At 56.9% G+C, this 19,097-nt stretch carries 18 protein-coding genes; 5 read left to right on the top strand and 13 right to left on the bottom strand.

What is annotated here, in order from left to right; all coding sequences use genetic code 11:
- Window positions 1-14: 14 nt before the first annotated feature.
- From lpxA to rpsB, 13 genes are all read right to left on the bottom strand, one after another.
- The gene (gene lpxA, locus OZ656_RS13250) at window positions 15-806 is read right to left on the bottom strand and encodes an acyl-ACP--UDP-N-acetylglucosamine O-acyltransferase (protein WP_121208628.1); all 792 of its coding nucleotides are present in this window, start codon (window positions 804-806) and stop codon (window positions 15-17) included.
- Window positions 806-1,243, bottom strand: coding sequence for a 3-hydroxyacyl-ACP dehydratase FabZ (gene fabZ / locus OZ656_RS13255; protein ID WP_011785996.1), 438 nt, complete (start codon window positions 1,241-1,243; stop codon window positions 806-808). The genes lpxA and fabZ overlap by 1 nt, the downstream gene beginning before the upstream one ends.
- A gap of 11 nt (window positions 1,244-1,254) precedes the next feature.
- Complete coding sequence (gene lpxD, locus OZ656_RS13260; protein WP_011785997.1) at window positions 1,255-2,280, bottom strand: UDP-3-O-(3-hydroxymyristoyl)glucosamine N-acyltransferase; 1,026 nt, start codon at window positions 2,278-2,280, stop codon at window positions 1,255-1,257.
- A gap of 41 nt (window positions 2,281-2,321) precedes the next feature.
- Window positions 2,322-2,819, bottom strand: a complete 498-nt coding sequence (locus OZ656_RS13265) for an OmpH family outer membrane protein (RefSeq protein ID WP_014421992.1) — start codon at window positions 2,817-2,819, stop codon at window positions 2,322-2,324.
- 43 nt (window positions 2,820-2,862) lie between these two features.
- Window positions 2,863-5,181 (bottom strand): outer membrane protein assembly factor BamA, encoded by a 2,319-nt coding sequence (bamA, locus tag OZ656_RS13270; RefSeq protein WP_379944588.1) that lies wholly within the window; start codon window positions 5,179-5,181, stop codon window positions 2,863-2,865.
- Window positions 5,182-5,226: 45 nt separating this feature from the next.
- Complete coding sequence (rseP, locus tag OZ656_RS13275; protein ID WP_153741588.1) at window positions 5,227-6,576, bottom strand: RIP metalloprotease RseP; 1,350 nt, start codon at window positions 6,574-6,576, stop codon at window positions 5,227-5,229.
- A 49-nt stretch (window positions 6,577-6,625) separates the two neighbouring features.
- The gene (gene ispC / locus OZ656_RS13280) at window positions 6,626-7,810 is read right to left on the bottom strand and encodes a 1-deoxy-D-xylulose-5-phosphate reductoisomerase (RefSeq protein ID WP_199451982.1); all 1,185 of its coding nucleotides are present in this window, start codon (window positions 7,808-7,810) and stop codon (window positions 6,626-6,628) included.
- The gene (locus OZ656_RS13285; RefSeq protein ID WP_113880663.1) at window positions 7,807-8,652 is read right to left on the bottom strand and encodes a phosphatidate cytidylyltransferase; all 846 of its coding nucleotides are present in this window, start codon (window positions 8,650-8,652) and stop codon (window positions 7,807-7,809) included. The genes ispC and OZ656_RS13285 overlap by 4 nt, the downstream gene beginning before the upstream one ends.
- 19 nt (window positions 8,653-8,671) lie before the next feature.
- Window positions 8,672-9,442: a polyprenyl diphosphate synthase gene (uppS, locus tag OZ656_RS13290; RefSeq protein WP_379944589.1), complete on the bottom strand. Its 771-nt coding sequence runs from the start codon at window positions 9,440-9,442 to the stop codon at window positions 8,672-8,674.
- A 62-nt stretch (window positions 9,443-9,504) separates the two neighbouring features.
- Window positions 9,505-10,062, bottom strand: coding sequence for a ribosome recycling factor (gene frr, locus OZ656_RS13295; protein ID WP_031210096.1), 558 nt, complete (start codon window positions 10,060-10,062; stop codon window positions 9,505-9,507).
- Between the two features lie 69 nt (window positions 10,063-10,131).
- Window positions 10,132-10,860, bottom strand: coding sequence for a UMP kinase (pyrH, locus tag OZ656_RS13300; protein ID WP_011786005.1), 729 nt, complete (start codon window positions 10,858-10,860; stop codon window positions 10,132-10,134).
- Between the two features lie 180 nt (window positions 10,861-11,040).
- On the bottom strand, window positions 11,041-11,910 hold the full coding sequence (tsf, locus tag OZ656_RS13305; protein WP_222562978.1) for a translation elongation factor Ts: 870 nt from the start codon (window positions 11,908-11,910) through the stop codon (window positions 11,041-11,043).
- A gap of 93 nt (window positions 11,911-12,003) precedes the next feature.
- Window positions 12,004-12,756, bottom strand: a complete 753-nt coding sequence (gene rpsB / locus OZ656_RS13310) for a 30S ribosomal protein S2 (RefSeq protein WP_222562979.1) — start codon at window positions 12,754-12,756, stop codon at window positions 12,004-12,006.
- 273 nt (window positions 12,757-13,029) lie between these two features.
- Here rpsB and map point away from each other — a divergent pair, with 273 nt between their 5' ends.
- From map to dapD, 5 genes are read left to right on the top strand one after another with little or no spacing between them, the layout of a single operon-like run.
- The gene (gene map / locus OZ656_RS13315; protein WP_153741593.1) at window positions 13,030-13,800 is read left to right on the top strand and encodes a type I methionyl aminopeptidase; all 771 of its coding nucleotides are present in this window, start codon (window positions 13,030-13,032) and stop codon (window positions 13,798-13,800) included.
- Entirely contained in the window at window positions 13,801-16,446 is a 2,646-nt protein-coding gene (locus tag OZ656_RS13320; protein ID WP_153741594.1) for a [protein-PII] uridylyltransferase, read from the top strand.
- Window positions 16,443-17,645 carry a succinyldiaminopimelate transaminase gene (gene dapC, locus OZ656_RS13325; protein ID WP_199451980.1) on the top strand — a complete coding sequence of 401 codons (1,203 nt, stop codon included), beginning with the start codon at window positions 16,443-16,445 and terminating at the stop codon, window positions 17,643-17,645. The genes OZ656_RS13320 and dapC overlap by 4 nt, the downstream gene beginning before the upstream one ends.
- Entirely contained in the window at window positions 17,642-17,983 is a 342-nt protein-coding gene (locus OZ656_RS13330) for an ArsC family reductase (protein ID WP_011786011.1), read from the top strand. The genes dapC and OZ656_RS13330 overlap by 4 nt, the downstream gene beginning before the upstream one ends.
- A gap of 40 nt (window positions 17,984-18,023) precedes the next feature.
- Window positions 18,024-19,052: a 2,3,4,5-tetrahydropyridine-2,6-dicarboxylate N-succinyltransferase gene (gene dapD, locus OZ656_RS13335; protein ID WP_022991540.1), complete on the top strand. Its 1,029-nt coding sequence runs from the start codon at window positions 18,024-18,026 to the stop codon at window positions 19,050-19,052.
- The last annotated feature ends 45 nt before the right edge of the window (window positions 19,053-19,097 follow it).

Genomic DNA, 19,097 nt, shown 5'->3' on the forward strand with positions numbered 1-19,097 from the left:
GGCCTCCGGCTGGCTTAACGGATGATGCCGCGATCCGCTCCCTTGAGCGAGTCAATCAGCGGGAGAACCTCAGGGACATCGGCAAAGTTGCGCTCAAGCTCTTCGATGGCCTGCTCGGTCGTCAGACCCTGGCGGTAGACCACCTTGTAGGCTCTGCGGAGACTCAGGAGCGTATCCTTGGCAAAACCACGACGCTTCAGCCCTTCCACATTCATTCCATGAGGTTGGGCAGACTGGCCGCTAGCCATGACATAGGCGGGAATATCCTTGAGCACGATACTGCCCCCGGCAGCCATGCTGTGGGGCCCGATATGGCAGAACTGATGCACCATGGTACCGCCGCCCAGAATGGCATGATCTCCTACCGATACATGCCCTGCCAGCGTGGCACAGTTGGCCAGAATGGTATGGTCGCCGACAATACAGTCGTGGGCCACGTGCACATAAGCCATCAGCAAATTACCATTACCGATCCTGGTCTCACCCCGGTCCTGAATGGTGCCACGATGAATAGTGCAATTCTCGCGGATAACATTGTCATCACCAATGACCAGCGTGGTCGGCTCACCAGCGTATTTCTTGTCCTGGCATTCTTCGCCGATGCTGGAGAACTGGAAGATTCGGTTGTTGCGGCCAATCACCGTCGGCCCCTTGATGACCACGTGAGAGAGAATCTCGGTACCTTCACCAATCTCCACCCCCGGACCAATATAGCTCCAGGGGCCAACCGTCACGTTATCCGCCAGTTTGGCTGACGGGTCCACAATCGCTTGAGGATGGACACCCGACCAGTCATTTGTCGCCATCAAACTTCTCTCTCAGCGGTAAGTATTTCTGCCACGCACACTACCTCGCCATCTACGAGGGCACGGCAATCAAACTTCCAGATACCGCGCTTGCCAGAGATAAACTCAGACTCCATATCCAAGCGATCACCCGGTAAAACGGGGCGCTTGAAACGCGCTTTACTGGATCCAGCCAGATATTGTACCACGCCGTCCGACGGTTTCCGTTCCACAGTCACAAAACCAAGAATCCCCGACAGTTGCGCCATGGCTTCAATAATCAGGACACCCGGCATAATCGGATTGTCCGGAAAGTGACCGGTAAAAAAGGGCTCATTGAACGATACATTCTTGTACCCCTTGATCGACTTCCCTTTTTCGACCTCAGTCACCCGATCCACCAGCAAAAAGGGGTAACGGTGCGGCAGGTACTCCAGAATTTCATCGATGTGCATCATCTTGATCGGCCTCAGCCCTCTAATTTCTTTTCCAGTTCTTTGATCCGTCGCGCCAGAGCATCCAGTTGACGAAAACGGACGGCATTTTTCCGCCATTGGCGATTGGTATCCGCACTGGTGCCGGAGGAGTAGACCCCCGATTCACGAATATCACCGGTTACCAGGGTCATGCCGGTGAGGTGAACCTGGTCGGCTATTTCAAGGTGACCAGCCACGCCAGAGGCGCCACCAAACACGCAGTGATTGCCAATCCGGGTGCTACCTGCAATTCCGACTTTCGCCGCCATTGCGCTGTGATCACCAATCTGTACGTTGTGGGCAATCTGAATCAGGTTGTCCAGCTTTACGCCGTTGCCTATTGTGGTGTCGTCCAGGGCGCCACGGTCTATGGTGGTATTGGCGCCAACCTCCACGTCATCGCCCAGCACCACGGCACCAAGCTGCGCGATGCGGTGCCAGACGCCTTTTTCGTTGGCAAAGCCGAAGCCGTCGGAACCAACCACCGCACCACTGAGAATGTGACAGCGCTTACCGACTACCACATCATGTGCAAGCGTGACCCGGGGCCGAAGGATACTGTCGTCCCCGATACTCGCTCTCGCACCGACAAAACCACCTGCACCGATCGCTACGCGCTCACCAATACAAACCCCGGCCTCAATCACAACATGCGGGCCTATGGATGCAGATTCAGGAATACTGGCAGACTCATCAACCACGGCAGTTGGATGAATGCCCGGGGAAGCCTTGGGAGCCGGATCAAACCAATGACTGAGGTGAGCATAGCCCAGGTAGGGATTGTCCAGTAACAGGACATTGGTCGGAACATCATCCGCCGCAGCCGAGGACACAATCACCGCTGACGCCCGGGTATCTTTCAGGTATTTGGCATAGGAGGGATTTGCCAGAAAACTGATCTGGCCCGGAACCGCCGCCTGCAAGGTGGCAAGCCCGGTAATACGGATATCGGGGTCTCCCCGGAGGCTCGCTCCCAATGCCTCGGCAATCTCCTGCAGCCGATAGGACTTCTGTGTCATCGTTTTCTCCAAACACAGGGGCCGGGGAGCCCCTTTCTACATCACTGGTTCAGTTTTTCAAGCAGTTGTGTGGTCAGATTCATCTCCGGCTTAACGTAAACCACCGCTTCGCTGGGCAGAATCAGATCAAGGTCATTTTCTTCCAGGAGTTCCTTCACAGCGGCGTCCACCTCAGGGCGCGCACCTTCCAGAAACTGCTGCTTGCGCTGGTTAACGGTGGCGTCGAGGCGCTGCTTGAGGAAATTAAACTCCTTTACCTTTTCCTGAAACTCGGCGGCCAACTGATTACGCTCGCTCTCGTTCATCATGGCGCCGTCCTTCTCCAGCCGATCCTTTAACTTGCGAGCGGCCTCCTGAGCTTCACGCACCTGGGCTTCGTCGCCGGCAAAATCCTGCTGGAGTTTTTCGCTGAAGGCCTGGGCATCATTGGAAGAGAACAGGGCCTGGCGCAGATCCACCACACCAATACGGGTCTCCGCCGCCACCTGGGCCGAGAAGGCCATAAGAGCGGCGGCAAGGATAGTCATCAAACGGGTCATCAATCTTCTCCTTTGTTTCATTCTTTCTTTTTTTATAGCCCGGTCAGAACGTCTGCCCCAGTGAGAACTGGAAGACCTGGGTATCGTCACCGGATTTATCGTTCAGCGGCTTGGCCAGACTGAAAGCCAATGGACCTACCGCGGTGATCCACTGGAAACTGATACCGGCTGAAGTCCGTACCTCACCCAACTCAGGGTCAAAACCTCTTTCGGTATCAAACACCTGACCGGCATCGACAAAGAACGACGTGCGCATCGAACGCGAATCTCCTGCAAAAGGCGTCGGGAAGATCAACTCCAGCCCGCCTTCTGTCAGAACGTTACCACCGAACGGATCGGGATCCGAGAAGTCGCCTGCTGCACGCTCCGCCTTGTTACCCAAAGAGTTTGCTTCATATCCCCGAACAGAGCCATAGCCCCCGGAATAGAAATGCTCGAAGAACGGCATCTGACTGCGGTCACCGTAGCCGTCCCCATACCCGATCTCCGATCGCGCTCTGAAGACCCAGTTGGCGGAATCCGTCAGCGGGAAATAGAAATCCGTCCTGTGGGTCGCTTTATAGAAGGTCAGGTCACTGCCTGGTACAGCGACATCCAGTGACAGGGAATGACTGTAGCCGTTGGTTGGCAGTACCCCGCGGTTGAGTGTGCTGCGTCGCCAACTGCCAAAGAGGAAGTAGTTGGTAAACGAATCACCTTCATCAACGATGAAGTCTCTTACTTCCTGGGCAGAGAATACTCCGGGCTTGATCTTCGACTGAGTAACGCCAGCACCGAAATTCAAACGAGTGATGGAGTCTGTCGGGTACCCGAACGTTAACCGGCCCCCGTACTCATCCAGCAGGTAGGAGGAAATATCCTCTTCCTCGTAATCGGTTTCACGGGCAAACAAACTGAAGCCCCGGCTTACGCCATCCACCGTGTAGTACGGATCCAGATAAGACACATTGGCGCTTTTCACCGAATCGCTGACGTTCACACCAAACGAGACGCGCTTGCCAGTACCGAAGAAATTGTTCTCCGAGACCGAGGCACCCAGGATTACGCCGGAATTTTGCGAGAAGCCCACCGACGCGGACAAGCTGCCCGTTGGTTGCTCCTGCACGCTGTAGTTCACATCAACCAGATCGTCGGTGCCGGGTACCGGAACCGTTTCGACATCGACCGTCTGGAAAAACCCAAGGCGCTCGAGACGGGTTTTGGAGAATTCGATGCGGTCGGACGAGGCTACCCCACCCTCCATCTGGGTCATTTCCTGGCGCAACACCTCATCCTTTGTGGACACGTTGCCGTCGAAGTTTACCCGGCGGACATACGCCCGCTTGCCGGGCTCCACGAAGAAGGTAACAGCAGCTGTATTGTCTTCACCCGGCTCCGGCACCGCGTTGACGTTGGCGAACGCATAGCCTTCGCGACCGAGCCGGAACGAAAGCGCTTCGGAGATCGCCGTCATTTGTGCACGGGAGAATACATCCCCTTCTTTTACCGGAATGAACTTGCGGAGCTCTTCCTCACCGACTATCAGTTCACCCCGCAAGCGAATGTCCGAGATGGTGTATTGGGGGCCTTCATTAACGGAAATGGCAATAAAGACTTCCTGCTTGTCCGGCGAGATGGACACCTGACTGGATTCAACGTTGAAATCCAGATAGCCGCGATCTAGATAAAACGAGCGCAGGGACTCCAGGTCCCCGCTCAGGCGCTCACGGGCGTATTTGTCTTTGTTGGTCAGTGAGTTCCACCAGCTACTGGTGCGCAACTCGAACAGACCAATGAGTTCTTCATCGCTCAAATCTTCGTTTCCAACGATATTGATGTGCTGAATGGCGGCGACAGAACCCTCATTAATATCCAGGCGAATGGCAACACGGTTCCTGGGCAACTCTTCCGCTGTGGCTTTTACCCTTGCGTTGTAGCGACCCTGAGCGATGTAGGAGCGCAGAATTTCGAGCTCCAGTTTCTCCAGCGTGGCTCGCCGAAATACCTGACCTTCCTCCAGGCCCGCACCGGCCAGGGCGTCCATCAGCATCTCGGTCTCGATGTTCTTGTTACCCTCGATCTCAATAGAGGAAATCGACGGACGTTCCCGTACCGAGAGAATCAGCACGCCCTCATCACGACTGGCCTGGATATCCGTAAACAATCCGGTCCGGAAAAGATCCTTGATGGCCCCAGCGAGTCGGGTCTCGTCCATACGCTCGCCGATGTTTACCGGAAAAGCTGAAAACACAGAACCTGCTGAAACCCGCTGAAGGCCCTCTACCTCAATATCCGCAACCGTGAATTCATCCGCCAGCGCTGGCTTTATACCGGTTGCGGTAATTGCTAGGCCAACGGCTACAGCTAGAAGGGAACGTCTCATTCAGTTATTTCGCCTGGTTAATGTGCGGTAAGGAGCCCGCAATTCTCACAACCGCATCAGGTCGTTGTAAAGAGCAAACACCATTAAAGTCAGTATCAAAGCCATACCGATTCGTAATCCAAAGGCCTGGGCCTGCTCGGAAAGTGGCTTCCGGCGAATGGCTTCGATGGTGTAGTACACAATGTGCCCACCATCCAGAACCGGAACGGGGAGCAGGTTAAGCACGCCAAGACTAACACTCAGATACGCCAGAAAGCGCACAAAGTCTTCGAACCCCGAGCTGACACTCGCCTCGGCAACCCGGGCAATGGTAATCGGTCCACTGAGATTGGTCGGAGACAGCAGCCCGGTGACCATTTTTTTAATCGCCACCAGGGTCAGGCGGGTGTCGGCCCAGGTTTCATTCACAGCATTCGGTATCGCCGCCAAAGGCCCGTAGCGGACCTCCCGCAACAGTTCGTCAGGCCAGTTCACTGCGCTTACGCCGGCACCTACGAAACCAACGACCTGACCATCCTCAAGCGTTCTCGAAGCAGGTGTTACCGGAACATTCAATTCATCGCCAGAGCGCTCGATGGTCAGTTCCAGAGTCTGTTCCGGGGCGTTCCGAATATGCTCCACCAGAGCGAACCAGTCCGGTACCGGCTCGCCATCAACAGCCAATATGCGGTCACCGCCTTTAAGCCCGGCCGCATTTGCCCGGCCATCGGCAGTCACCTCACCCAGCACCGCGGGGACATCCGGACGCCAGGGGGATATCCCGAATTCCGCCAGCGGGTTCGGAGTATCATCACTCAGACGCCATCCGTCCAATGGACCCGCTACAATGCCCCTGGAACCATCCCGGGAAATCTCCAGCGAAACCTGACCGTGCTCTCCCGCCCTTTCGAGCAGCCGCATGTTCACGTCTCGCCAGGAGGTCACCCTATGGCCGTCAACGGCATGGATTTCCATCCCGCTTTCCAGCCCTGCCCGTTCGGCAACGCTGCCCTGAGCCACCTCGCCAACCACTGGAGCGACGGTGGTAACGCCAACAACACTCAACACCCAGTAAGCGAGAATCGCGAACAGAAAATTGGCAATAGGCCCGGCAGCCGCAATGGCGATGCGCTGGGACGGAGGTTTCGAGGTAAACGCCTGCTCACGCAGCTCTTCCGGTACCGGCCCTTCCCGCTCATCCAGCATTTTCACGTACCCCCCCAGGGGGATGGCCGCTACCGCATATTCGGTTCCGTGACGGTCATACCACGAAAACAGAGGCTTGCCGAACCCCACGGAAAAACGAAGCACCTTCACACCGAATCGGCGTGCCACCCAGAAATGGCCGTATTCGTGCAGCGTTACCAGGATTCCGAGGGTAAGCGCCAGTGCCAGTACGGTTTGAATGATCTGCATAGACGTTCCGGTTTATGGCTGAATGAGCGGCCTGTCAGGCCCAGGGACGTCAGACAGCCAGCAGGCTGATCTGTTCCCTGGCCCGGCGGCGAGCCTCGGCATCTTTCGCGAAAATAGTGTCAAAGCTGTCCGCCGGCACAACGTCTGTGGCCGTCAGGGTTCGCTCTATAATAACGGGGATATCGGCAAAGCACAGCCGGCCTTCCAGAAACGCCGCCACTGCAACCTCGTTCGCGGCATTGAGTACCGCAGGCGCTGTACCGCCTGCAGCAAAGGCTTCGGCCGCAAGGCGCAAACAGGGGAAACGCTGCAAATCCGGGCGTTCAAAGTGAAAACGGCCAATGGCGAATAAATCCAGGGGCGCGACACCAGCCTCAATACGCTCAGGCCAGGCCAGACCATTGGCAATGGGGGTGCGCATATCCGGGCTTCCCAACTGGGCAAGCACCGAGCCGTCGGCATATTCAACCATGGAGTGAATGATGCTTTCGGGGTGGACATGAACCTGCACGTTTGCCGGCGAGGTATTGAACAGCCAGCAGGCTTCAATCAACTCCAGGCCTTTGTTCATCAGGGTTGCAGAGTCCACAGAAATCTTCTGACCCATTGACCAGTTAGGGTGGGCGCAGGCCTGGGCCGGCGTCACCGCCCGTAAGTCCTCAGCCGCATACTCCCGGAAAGGTCCACCGGAGGCGGTCAGAAGGATACGGGTAATACCCGCGCCGCAAGGGTCTCGCACCTTGTCTGCCGGCATACACTGAAAAATGGCATTATGTTCAGAATCAATAGGCAGCAGCTCGGCCCCGTGGCGCTCAACCGCATCCATAAACAGTTTGCCGGACATCACCAACGCTTCTTTGTTGGCGAGAAGAACGCGTTTGCCGGCCCGGACTGCGGCCAGCGTTGGCGCCAGGCCGGCAGCGCCGACAATGGCAGCCATCACGGTGTCCGACTCCGCCGAAGCCGCCACCTCACAGAGCCCCGCTTCTCCCGCCAGCACGCGGGTCTCGGGCATATCCGCCAACAGCGCCTTCAGGCGTTCAGCAGCTTCTGCATCGGCCATCACCGCAACGGCCGGTCGAAATTCACGGCACAGGGTTGCCAATTCATCCGCCCGGGTTCCTGCGGTCAGGGCATACACTGAAAAACGGTCTGGATGCCTGCGAATAACATCCAGGGTACTCAAGCCAATGGAGCCCGTTGCGCCGAGAACCGTAATCGAGCGTTTCGTCATGCCACGACCTGGCCGGCGGTCAACCAGCCCAACAGAGTAATCATCAGGGCAAATACCGGAATGGCCGCGGTGAGGCTGTCGATACGATCCATAATACCGCCATGCCCGGGCAGCAGCTGACTGCTGTCCTTGATGCCTCGAAAGCGCTTCAGCATGCTTTCAAGTAAATCGCCAAGAACCGAGACAAAACCGGTCACCAGACTTGCCACCACCAGCAGCATGGCTTCCGCGACACCTGCGTTGGCCAGGAGGCTGGCCACAATGGCGAGTAAGGCCACGGCAGCCAATCCTCCCCATACGCCAGCCCAGGATTTGCCGGGACTGACGCGAGGCGCCAGCTTGGCTTTACCAAAGGCGCGGCCGGCAAAATAGGCGCCGATATCGGCCACCCACACCACCAGAAAAATATACAGAATAACGACCAGATTGTTGGCCACGTCGCCAAACTGGAAGCCGCCATTGCGAAGGTGATTCAGGCCCACCCACGCGGGCACCAGCACCATGAACCCCATCAGCGCCCTGACCGGGATAGCGCCCCAGCGCTCGGATCCGGCAGGATACCGTCTGACCAGCCAGAAACAAACCAGCCACCAGGCAATCGCCAGCCAAAGCACCAACAATGCTGGCAGGTCACCCAGGGCATAGAGAAGCGCCGCCATAACCAGTGCATACCCGACGCGTCCGGGCTGGCTTTCGATTCCGGACATATTGGCCCATTCCCAGGCCCCTAACGTGATGATGGCGCCGGTAAACAGGGCGAACCCCAGAGGCGGAAGGAAAAAAATACCACCGATTGCAATCGGCGCCAGGATGAGTGCGGTAATGATTCGGGTTTTAAGCACGGTATTGGTCGCTTGGTCGTTATTGTTGTGCAGCGCGAGCAGCAATCTGGTCGTCGGTCTGACCGAAACGGCGCTGTCGATGGGCATAGGCATCAAGCGCCCTGAGCATTTGCTCGCGCTTGAAATCCGGCCAGAACACCTCGGAAAAGTAGAATTCGGTGTAGGCCAGGTGCCATAACAGGAAATTGCTGATGCGCTGTTCGCCTGCTGTCCGGATAAGGAGATCCGGCATGGGAAGATCACCGATGCTCAAGTGCTCCTGGATCAGGTCATCGGTGATATCTGACGGTTCCAGCTGACCCGCCTTCACTTGCTCCGCCACCTTACGGGTCGCCTGGGTTATGTCCCAATGGCCACCGTAATTGGCCGCAATCACCACCGTCATCCGGGTATTGTCACGGGTCAGGGCCTCGGCTTTCTCCATATGTTCCTGGAGCGCTGGATTGAAGGCTGAACGATCACCGATAATCCGCAGGCGGATATTGTTGCGATGTAGTTTACGGACTTCGCGCTCCAATGCGATCAGGAACAGACGCATAAGAGCTGATACTTCGTCCTTGGGCCGGCGCCAGTTCTCGCTGGAAAAGGCAAACAGGGTCAATACCTCCACGCCCTCTTTGGCGCAGGTTTCCACCACCGCCTTGACCGCATCCACCCCGGCCTTGTGGCCCGCCACTCCCTTAAGCCGGTGCGCTTTGGCCCAGCGGTTATTGCCATCCATGATAATGGCGACATGCCGGGGGCAGTTATCTGCTGCCACCGGAATTTCTGCGGTAACTTTTGCCGTCATGAAATCCTCTGTGCGGCGGGACTCCCCCGCCGCTGATCCTGCTCCTGTATGAACCCGGGCGCTTAAACCGCCATCAGGTCCTCTTCCTTCGACTTCAACATCTTTTCAACTTCGGCGATGTATTTGTCGGTGAGCTTCTGAATTTCATCTTCGCCACGGTGCTGATCGTCTTCGCTGATTTCCTTTTCCTTTACCAGCTCTTTGATCATGTGGTTGGCATCGCGACGAGCATTACGAATAGACACCCGACCGTGCTCCGCATCCGCCTTTGCCTGCTTGACCATTTCTTTACGGGTCTCCTCGGTCAGCATCGGCATGGGCACGCGGATGATGTCGCCGCTGGTGGCCGGATTCAGGCCAAGGTCAGACGTCATGATCGCCTTTTCAATCGTGGGCACCAGATTCTTTTCCCAGGGCGCAACGGTCAGCGTCCGGTTGTCTTCCACGTTCACGCTGGCCACCTGCTTCAGCGGTGTTTCCTGACCGTAGTAGTTCACCATTACGCTGTCCAGGATCGCCGGATGGGCACGTCCGGTACGGATTTTATTGAAAGCCGAGTGCAGAGCTTCCAGGCTCTTTTTCATTTTCTTTTCGGCTTCAGCTTTGATGTCGTTAATCACGTCAGCTTCCTCAATTCGTTCGTCTGGTTCCATGCAGGAAGCCGGCACTTCAGGCGCCGGCAGCCTTATTCATTCAATCAATGTGCCTTCCCGTTCCCCGGTCACAATGCGCGTGAGCACACCGGGGCGGTTCATGTCGAAGACCCGCAGCGGCATGCCGTGATCCCGTGCCAGGCAAATGGCCGTGAGATCCATCACGCCCAGCTTCTTGTCCAGAACCTCATCATAGGTCAGGTGATCGTATTTTACTGCGGTAGGATCAAGATGGGGATCAGCCGAGTAAACGCCATCTACCTTGGTTGCCTTCAGCACTGCGTCAGCCTCAATTTCAATGCCTCGCAGGCAGGCCGCCGAATCCGTGGTGAAGAACGGGTTGCCGGTACCCGCACTGAAGATGACCACATCACCTTCCTTGAGATCCCGCACCGCACGGCGACGATCATAATGCTCCACAATACCACTCATGGGGATAGCGGACATCACGCGGGTACGGATATTGGAACGCTCCAGCGCGTCCCGCATGGCCAGGCCGTTCATGACCGTGGCCAGCATCCCCATGTGGTCTCCGGTCACGCGATCAAGGCCCGCCGCATTGAGGGCTGCTCCGCGAAACAGGTTGCCGCCGCCAATCACCAGGCCCACCTGAACACCAATGCCAATCAGGGCACCGATTTCGAGAGCCATACGATCAAGAACTTTGGGATCAATACCGAAATCGTGCTCTCCCATCAGGGCTTCGCCACTGAGCTTGAGCAGAACACGCTTGTATCTGGGCTGGTTTTTCGAAGATGTCGGCATGGTGGTCCCCTTCTCGTCTGTTGGCTATCCGGCGCAAACCCGTTGCAGGCTTGTATCTGACATACTCCTCAAAAAAGGGGTATCTCAGATACAAGCCCGCCACGAAAGCCGGGCGAACCCGGCTGACGTGGCAGACTCAGGTGGCACTGCCATATTGCACGGCAGTGCCTCGAAGAGGAATCAGGCCTTGCCTGTGCCAGCGGCAGCAGCCACTTCAGCAGCAAAATCCACTTCTTCTTTCTCGATGCCTTCACCCACTTCCAGGCGAATGAAACCAACCAGGTCGCCACCGGCCGACTTGATCAGCTCACCCACTTTCTGGTCCGGGTTCTTGACGAACGGCTGCTCAACCAGGCTGTTTTCAGCCAGGAACTTCTTGATGCGGCCACCCATCATCTTTTCAACGATCTCAGCAGGCTTGCCTTCCATATCCGGCTGGGCCTTGATGATCTCTTTCTCTTTTTCCAGCTCTTCAGCCGGCATGTCGTCAGGCTTGCCAACGCGCGGGTTAACAGCAGCAACGTGCATGGCGATATCGCGAGCCAGCTCTTCGTTACCGGCAGTCAGGGCAACAACAGAAGCGATCTTGTTGTTGCTGTGCACGTAACCACCTACAACCGGGCCTTCAACCTTGATGATGCGACGAACAGTGATGTTCTCGCCGATCTTCTGAACCAGCGCCTCACGCTTGGCTTCCAGATCGCCAGCCATCAAGGCCGCAACGTCGGTTTCGCCTTTTTCGAAAGCAACATTCAGAACGTCGTTGGCGAAGTTCATGAAGTTGTCGTCGCGAGCAACGAAGTCAGTTTCGGAGTTCACTTCCAGAATGAACGCCACGGTGTTGTCGTCAGACACCTTGACCAGGGAAACACCTTCAGCAGCAGTACGGCCGGCTTTCTTGGCGGCTTTCAGACCGGAAGACTTGCGCAGCTCTTCAATTGCAGCTTCAACACTGCCTTCAGCTTCAACCAGTGCCTTTTTGCACTCCATCATGCCAAGGCCGGTACGCTCACGCAGCTCTTTGACCATTGCAGCGGTAATTGCAGCCATGTTCAATCCTCTTGTCTTTTCCGAATTCGGTGGGGAGATATGCCCGCATAAACAGGCGGGCATACCTTACAACTCAAACGTTAAGCCTGGATGTTACTCGGCAGCCGGAGCGGCGCCTGCGGCATCTTCGCTGACTTCAACAAACTCGTCAGCACCGGCACCTGCAGACTGGGAAGCTTCCATGCAGGTATCAGCAACGGCTTTCACGTAGATCTGGATAGCACGGATGGCGTCATCGTTACCCGGGATCACGTAATCAACACCATCGGGATCGCTGTTGGTATCAACAACACCGATAACAGGAATACCCAGCTTGTTGGCTTCCTTGATGGCGATACGCTCGTGGTCTACGTCGATAACGAACAGGGCATCCGGCAGGCCGCCCATATCCTTGATACCACCGATGGAGCGCTCGAGCTTGTCCATTTCACGGGTACGCTCAAGGGCTTCTTTCTTGGTCAGCTTGTCGAAAGTACCGTCCTGGCTCTGGGCTTCCAGATCACGGTAGCGACGGATAGACTGACGGATGGTCTTGTAGTTGGTCAGCATACCACCCAACCAGCGGTGGTTAACGTAAGGCTGACCGGAACGCTGAGCTTCTTCCTTGATGATCTTGGAAGCCGCGCGCTTGGTACCAACAAACAGGATCTTGTTCTTGTTCTCAGCCAGAGACTGAATGAAGTTCAGCGCTTCATTCATGGCCGGAACAGTCTGCTCCAGGTTGATGATATGAATCTTGTTACGGGCGCCGAAGATGAACTTCGACATTTTCGGGTTCCAGTAGCGAGTCTGGTGACCGAAGTGAGCACCTGCCTTGAGCAGGTCACGCATATTTACCTGAGCCATGATATTTACCTTTTAGCTTCGGGTTAGTCCTCCACGCGTCCGATTGCCCCAACCAGCCTCCTTTAAACAGGAGCCGGCACCCTGGGACAACGTGCTGACACGTGTGTGAATTTGCCGGATTCGTTTCCGGCGGGCGCGTTTATACCATATCTGCCAGGCCAAACGCCATTATTTTTAGCCCCGGACTATGGCCAGCATAGCCTGCTCCCCGCCTTGTACCTTATGTCGCCGCCCCTTAAAATGCCGGTTTGATACAAATCAACAGGAAGCCCGATGCAGGTAACTATCAAGACCCCCGAAGAGATTGAAAAGATGCGCGTGGCCGGTCGCCTGGCTGCCGAAGTTCTGGAAATGCTCGACGAACATGTCAAACCCGGCATCACCACGGAAGAGCTGGATCGTATTGCGCACGACTATATCGTCAACACACAGCAGGCAATTCCCGCGCCCCTGAACTACAAGGGCTTCCCCAAGTCTATCTGCACATCTGTCAACCACGTAATCTGTCACGGCATCCCGTCCGAGAAGAAGGTGCTGAAGGAAGGCGACATCATCAATATTGATGTCACTATCATCAAAGACAGTTACCACGGCGACACCAGCAAGATGTGGATTGTGGGTAAGCCCAAGCCCGGCACCGAACGCCTGATCCAGATCACCCAGGAGTGCCTATATAAAGGCATTGAACTGGTGAAACCCGGAACCCGTCTGGGTGATATTGGCCACGTAATACAGCAGTATGCCGAGAAACACCGTTACTCCGTTGTCAGAGACTATTGCGGCCACGGCATTGGCAAAGTGTTTCACGAGGAGCCCCAGGTAATGCACTACGGCAAGCCCGGCACCGGCATGGAACTCAAAGAAGGCATGACCTTTACCATCGAGCCGATGATCAACCAGGGCAAATACCAGACCAAGTTACTGGCAGATGGCTGGACAGTAGTCACCAAGGATCACAAACTGTCGGCACAGTGGGAGCACACCATTCTGGTAACCTCCGATGGCTATGAGGTGCTCACCCGCCGATCGGAAGAGTCGTTCTAAGTGGACCGAAGCGAGCTGGAATCCCGCATCAGTAACGACACCTCACCGGTGTTTGCCGCACGCGAACTGTTGCGGGAAAGCTACAACGCTGATGCCGAGGCATTTCGGCAAGGCGCCGATGTCCGGGCCCTGGTTCATGCCAGGGCCAACACCATCGACAAGGTACTCCGACTGATCTGGAACCGGTACCCATTTTCCCGCTCCGCTGACATTGCGCTGGTGGCCGTCGGGGGTTATGGCCGAGGCGAGCTGCACCCCCATTCCGATATTGACCTGCTGATTCTTACCCGCAACGGCATAGAAGAAGACTGGCAGGAAGACCTGGGCGCGTTTGTTACCCTGCTCTGGGATCTGAAACTCGATATTGGCCACAGCGTTCGCAGCCTGGCGGAATCCATTCAGGCCGCCCGGGAAGATATCACTATCCTGACCAACCTGCTGGAAACACGCACCATCGCAGGCCCGGATGGATTGCGAGCCCAACTCAGTGAGCAGGTGTATTCAGACGACGTCAGTTCGGACCGGGACTACTTCCTCGCCAAACGGGAAGAGCAGCAGCAGCGCCACAAGAAATACGGCGACACCGAATATAACCTGGAGCCCAACGTCAAAGGCTCACCGGGCGCCCTTCGAGATATCCAGACCATCGGCTGGATCACCAAACGCCATTTCGGCCTGCAGAATATTGCCGACCTCACCCGCTTCAGCATCCTGACCGAAGAAGAGCATCAGATTCTGTATCAGGGAGAGACCTTCCTCTGGCAGCTCCGCTTTGGTCTTCAATTACTGGCCGACCGCAACGAAAATCGCCTGCTGTTTGACCACCAGCGAGCGCTGGCGCAAATGCTCGGGTACCAGGACGAAGGCAAACGCCTGGGTGTGGAACTGATGATGCAGCAGTACTACCGCACTGTGCTTGCACTGGCGGAGCTGGCCGACGTGATCCTGCAGTATTATGACGAAGCCATCATTGGCAGCGGCGGCGAAGATGAAATTCGCCCCCTGAACAAACGTTTCCAGGTTCGCAACCTTTACATTGAAGCGGTGAACAATCAGGTGTTCGCCTACGCCCCGTACGCGATCATGGAAATCTTCGTGCTGATGGCGCAACACCCGGAGATCAAAGGTATCCGGGCCACCACGATTCGCTCACTCCGGGCCCACAGGCATCTGATTGATGACGCGTTCCGGTCTGACCTGGCCGTCACTACGCTGTTTATGGAGCTGCTACGCACGCCCCATGCCCTGGACCAGACTCTGTCGGCCATGAAGAAGTACAACGTGCTGGGCCGCTACCTGCCGGAGTTCGGCCAGATCATCGGGCAGATGCAACACGACCTTTTCCATATCTATACGGTAGACGCCCACACCATGCGGGTGATCCGTAATATGGTGAGGCTCAACAGCACCGAGGCCCGAACCGAATACCCCCTGGCCTCCCGTCTGATCCACCGGCTGCCGAAACTGGAAACCCTGTTTATTGCCGGCCTCTACCACGACGTGGCAAAAGGCCGGGGCGGCGACCATTCCGAGCTTGGCGCCATTGATGCCGAAGCCTTTTGCGAGCGGCACCATCTCAGTGAACGGGACACCCAGCTGGTGTCTTGGCTGGTGGAAAACCACCTGCTAATGTCGATGACCGCGCAGCGCAAGGATATTTCCGACCCGGACATCATTCAGGCCTTTGCCCGCGCGGTACCCAGCCTCGCCCACCTGGACTATCTCTACATCCTCACGGTTTGCGATATCAGTGCCACCAATCCCAAACTGTGGAACACCTGGCGCGCGTCGTTGTTGCGCCAGCTTTATATAGAAACCAAACGGGCTCTGCGCCGCGGCACTGACAATCCGGTAGACCGGCAGTCCTGGATCCGGGCCACCCAGGAGGAAGCCAGGGAAATCCTCCACGCCCAGAACATGACCGACGAACAGATCGACCAGATCTGGAATACCGTGGACGACGAATACTTCCTGCAGGATTCCACTGTCGATATCGCCTGGCAAACAGCCGCCATCATTCGCCACGGCGACAACCCGGATCCTCTGGTGCTGATCCGGGACACCCGGGGTGGCCCGACTGACGGCTATTCCCAGATCATCATCTACATGAAAGATCGCGTCGCCCTGTTTGCCGCCACCACCGCTGTTCTGGAGCAGTTGAACCTGAACATTGTGGATGCCCGCATCAATTCCACCGAAGGCCCCTATTCCATCAGCTCCTATGTGGTTCTGGATGACAAGGGCCAGCCGCTGGGTATCGACCCGGCCCGGAAGGAGCGCGTACGCAAGCGACTGATTGAAGAACTGGACGACCCGGAAGACTATCCGGACATCATCCATCGCAGAACGCCAAGGCAGTTGAAACACTTTGCGTTCCCGACCGAGGTGACCTTCTCCAACGACACCATCAATCAGCGCACGGTGATGGAACTGATCACACCGGACCGCCCCGGTCTGCTGGCGCGGATTGGCCAGGTGTTGCTGGAACATCGGGTGCGGCTGACCAACGCCAAGATTGCCACGCTGGGAGAGCGGGTTGAAGACGTGTTCTTCATCACCGACGAACAGGGCGAACCCCTGCGCGACCCGGGCGTGTGCCAGGCCCTGCAACAGGACCTCTGTAAAATGCTGGACGAGATTCAATGAACCCCAATCTGGAAAGACTTCACCCCTATCCCTTCGAGAAACTGGCCAAACTGAAGGCCGGCATTTCGGTGCCAGAACATCTGGCGCCCATCTCCCTGGGAATTGGTGAGCCCAAGCACCCATCGCCAGCCTTCGTAAAGGACGTTATTGCCGATAATCTGGATAAACTGGCGAATTACCCCACGACCAAAGGCACGGACGAACTTCGTAGCGCGATTGCCGCATGGGCAACCCACCGGTTTGATCTTGCACCGGCGTCATTAGATCCGAACCGCCACGTGGTGCCCGTAAACGGAACCCGCGAAGCCATCTTCGCCCTGGTTCAGGCGGTTGTGGATGCTGGCAAACCCGCCACCGTGGTCAGCCCCAATCCTTTCTATCAGATCTACGAAGGCGCAGCCTTCCTGGCCGGCGCCACACCGGTTTATCTGCCCTGCGATGGCGGCAATGGCTTCATCCCGGACTTCGACGCCGTGCCCGAGTCGGTCTGGAAGAACTGCCAGATCCTGTTCCTGTGCTCGCCCGGCAATCCGAGTGGAGCGGTGATTCCGAGGGAAACCCTGGTAAAAGTGATTGAACTGGCCGACCAGCACGATTTCCTGATTGCCTCGGACGAGTGCTATTCAGAGCTCTACCCGGACGAAGCCAACCCGCCGGAAGGCTTGCTGCAAACTTGCGCCGCCATCGGCCGCCACGATTTCAAGCGCTGTGTGGTGTTCCACAGCCTGTCCAAACGCAGCAACCTGCCGGGCCTGCGGTCCGGCTTTGTGGCCGGCGACGCCGAGGTGCTGGCAGGCTACCTGAAATACCGCACCTACCACGGCTGCGCCATGCCCATACATAACCAATTGGCCAGCATCGCCGCCTGGAAGGATGAGGACCATGTGCGCGAAAATCGGGCCGCCTACCGGGCCAAGTTCGAGGCAGTCGTGCCCATTCTGCGCGAAGTGATGAACGTCGACTTCCCGGATGCCGGCTTCTACCTCTGGCCGGAGACGCCCATGGACGACGAAACATTCGCCCGGGAGCTGTCCGCCCGACAGAACGTACACGTATTGCCGGGCCGATATCTGTCGCGCACGGTAAACGGCCACAACCCGGGTGAAAACCGCGTGCGCATGGCACTGGTGGCTCCCTTGGAGGAATGCGTTGAGGCCGCGAAACGTATCGTTGAGTTTGTAAAAGGTTTTGAACAATGAAGTTATATGGCATCCGCAACTGCGACACCGTCAAAAAGGCCCGGAAGTGGCTGGATGAACACGGCGTGGACTATGAGTTCCATGATTTCAAGAAAGACGGCCTGAGCAGCGAGAAGCTCAGCCAGTGGGAGCAGGCCGTTGGCTGGGAAACGCTCCTGAACAAACGCGGGACCACCTGGCGAAAACTTCCCGACGAGGTTCGTGATACCATTAGCGCCCAAAGTGCCCACCAGATCATGCTGGACAACCCCTCCATCATCAAACGCCCTGTCGTCGAGCGCGGAGACGGCGTAAGCGTGGGGTTCAACGCAGACGACTGGTCTGCGTGGCTGGGCTGAATTTTTCTGACTATTTAATGACAACAGGAGCAACCACCAGATGAGTTTTGCATTCGGTATCGGAATCGGCACCCAGAACAACCAGGGCGAATGGCTGGAGGTGTACTACCAGCAGCCGATCATGACACCCGACAGAGACCTGATCGACGTGGTTGAGTCTGCGCTGGACTATAAGGGTGGCAACCAGGCCATCAGCGTGAAAGCAGAACAACTGGCACAGTTTGCCAACGCCCTTCGCCAACTGGGCCGGACAGACCAGGCCAAACTGGCCGAGAAAGCGGCTGAGAGCAAGCGCCCCGTGGTAGTCACCGTACTGGCAACGGACGATACCGCTTCCAGCACGCCGGAGGTGTACCTGAAACTGCACCTGATCTCACACCGCCTGGCCAAGCCCCACAGCCTGAAGCTGGACGGCATTTTTGGCCTGCTGCCCAACCTGGCCTGGACCAACGAAGGCGCCATTGACCTGAATGAACTGCCGGAGCGGCAACTGCAGGCACGCCTGGATGGCCGTATTCTGGAAGTGAAGTCGGTCGACAAATTCCCGCAGATGACGGATTACGTAGTGCCCAAGGGTGTACGTATTGCCGACACCGCCAGGGTACGTCTGGGGGCCTACGTAGGCGAAGGTACCACCGTCATGCATGAAGGCTTTATCAACTTCAACGCCGGTACCGAAGGCACCAGCATGATCGAAGGGCGCATCTCCGCAGGCGTTATGATCGGTAAAGGCTCCGATCTGGGCGGCGGCTGTTCCACCATGGGCACGCTTTCCGGCGGCGGCAACATCATTATTTCCGTGGGCGAGAACTGCCTGCTGGGCGCCAATGCCGGCATCGGCATCCCGCTGGGCGATCGCTGCACCGTTGAAGCTGGCCTGTACATCACCTCAGGCACCAAGGTGGCCCTGCTGGATGACCACAACAAACTGGTGGAAGTGGTGAAAGCCCGCGATCTGGCCAGCAAAAACGATCTGCTGTTCCGTCGCAATAGCCAGACCGGTGCGGTTGAGTGCAAAACCAACAAGACCGCCATTGAACTGAACGAAGAACTGCACGCCAACAACTAAGGCTGTAGCCCGCCACAGAACCCACCGACACCGGGGGTTCTGTGG

Origin of the sequence: Marinobacter sp. LM1, from assembly GCF_042763285.1 — a bacterium.
Lineage (GTDB): Bacteria > Pseudomonadota > Gammaproteobacteria > Pseudomonadales > Oleiphilaceae > Marinobacter > Marinobacter nauticus.

Coding starts and splice junctions, on each gene's coding strand:
- lpxA (WP_121208628.1), bottom strand. CDS start 806: ATGGCGACAAATGACTGGTCGGGTGTCCATCCTCAAGCGATTGTGGAC.
- fabZ (WP_011785996.1), bottom strand. CDS start 1,243: ATGATGCACATCGATGAAATTCTGGAGTACCTGCCGCACCGTTACCCC.
- lpxD (WP_011785997.1), bottom strand. CDS start 2,280: ATGACACAGAAGTCCTATCGGCTGCAGGAGATTGCCGAGGCATTGGGA.
- OZ656_RS13265 (WP_014421992.1), bottom strand. CDS start 2,819: ATGACCCGTTTGATGACTATCCTTGCCGCCGCTCTTATGGCCTTCTCG.
- bamA (WP_379944588.1), bottom strand. CDS start 5,181: ATGAGACGTTCCCTTCTAGCTGTAGCCGTTGGCCTAGCAATTACCGCA.
- rseP (WP_153741588.1), bottom strand. CDS start 6,576: ATGCAGATCATTCAAACCGTACTGGCACTGGCGCTTACCCTCGGAATC.
- ispC (WP_199451982.1), bottom strand. CDS start 7,810: ATGACGAAACGCTCGATTACGGTTCTCGGCGCAACGGGCTCCATTGGC.
- uppS (WP_379944589.1), bottom strand. CDS start 9,442: ATGACGGCAAAAGTTACCGCAGAAATTCCGGTGGCAGCAGATAACTGC.
- pyrH (WP_011786005.1), bottom strand. CDS start 10,860: ATGCCGACATCTTCGAAAAACCAGCCCAGATACAAGCGTGTTCTGCTC.
- tsf (WP_222562978.1), bottom strand. CDS start 11,910: ATGGCTGCAATTACCGCTGCAATGGTCAAAGAGCTGCGTGAGCGTACC.
- rpsB (WP_222562979.1), bottom strand. CDS start 12,756: ATGGCTCAGGTAAATATGCGTGACCTGCTCAAGGCAGGTGCTCACTTC.
- map (WP_153741593.1), top strand. CDS start 13,030: ATGCAGGTAACTATCAAGACCCCCGAAGAGATTGAAAAGATGCGCGTG.
- dapC (WP_199451980.1), top strand. CDS start 16,443: ATGAACCCCAATCTGGAAAGACTTCACCCCTATCCCTTCGAGAAACTG.
- OZ656_RS13330 (WP_011786011.1), top strand. CDS start 17,642: ATGAAGTTATATGGCATCCGCAACTGCGACACCGTCAAAAAGGCCCGG.
- dapD (WP_022991540.1), top strand. CDS start 18,024: ATGAGTTTTGCATTCGGTATCGGAATCGGCACCCAGAACAACCAGGGC.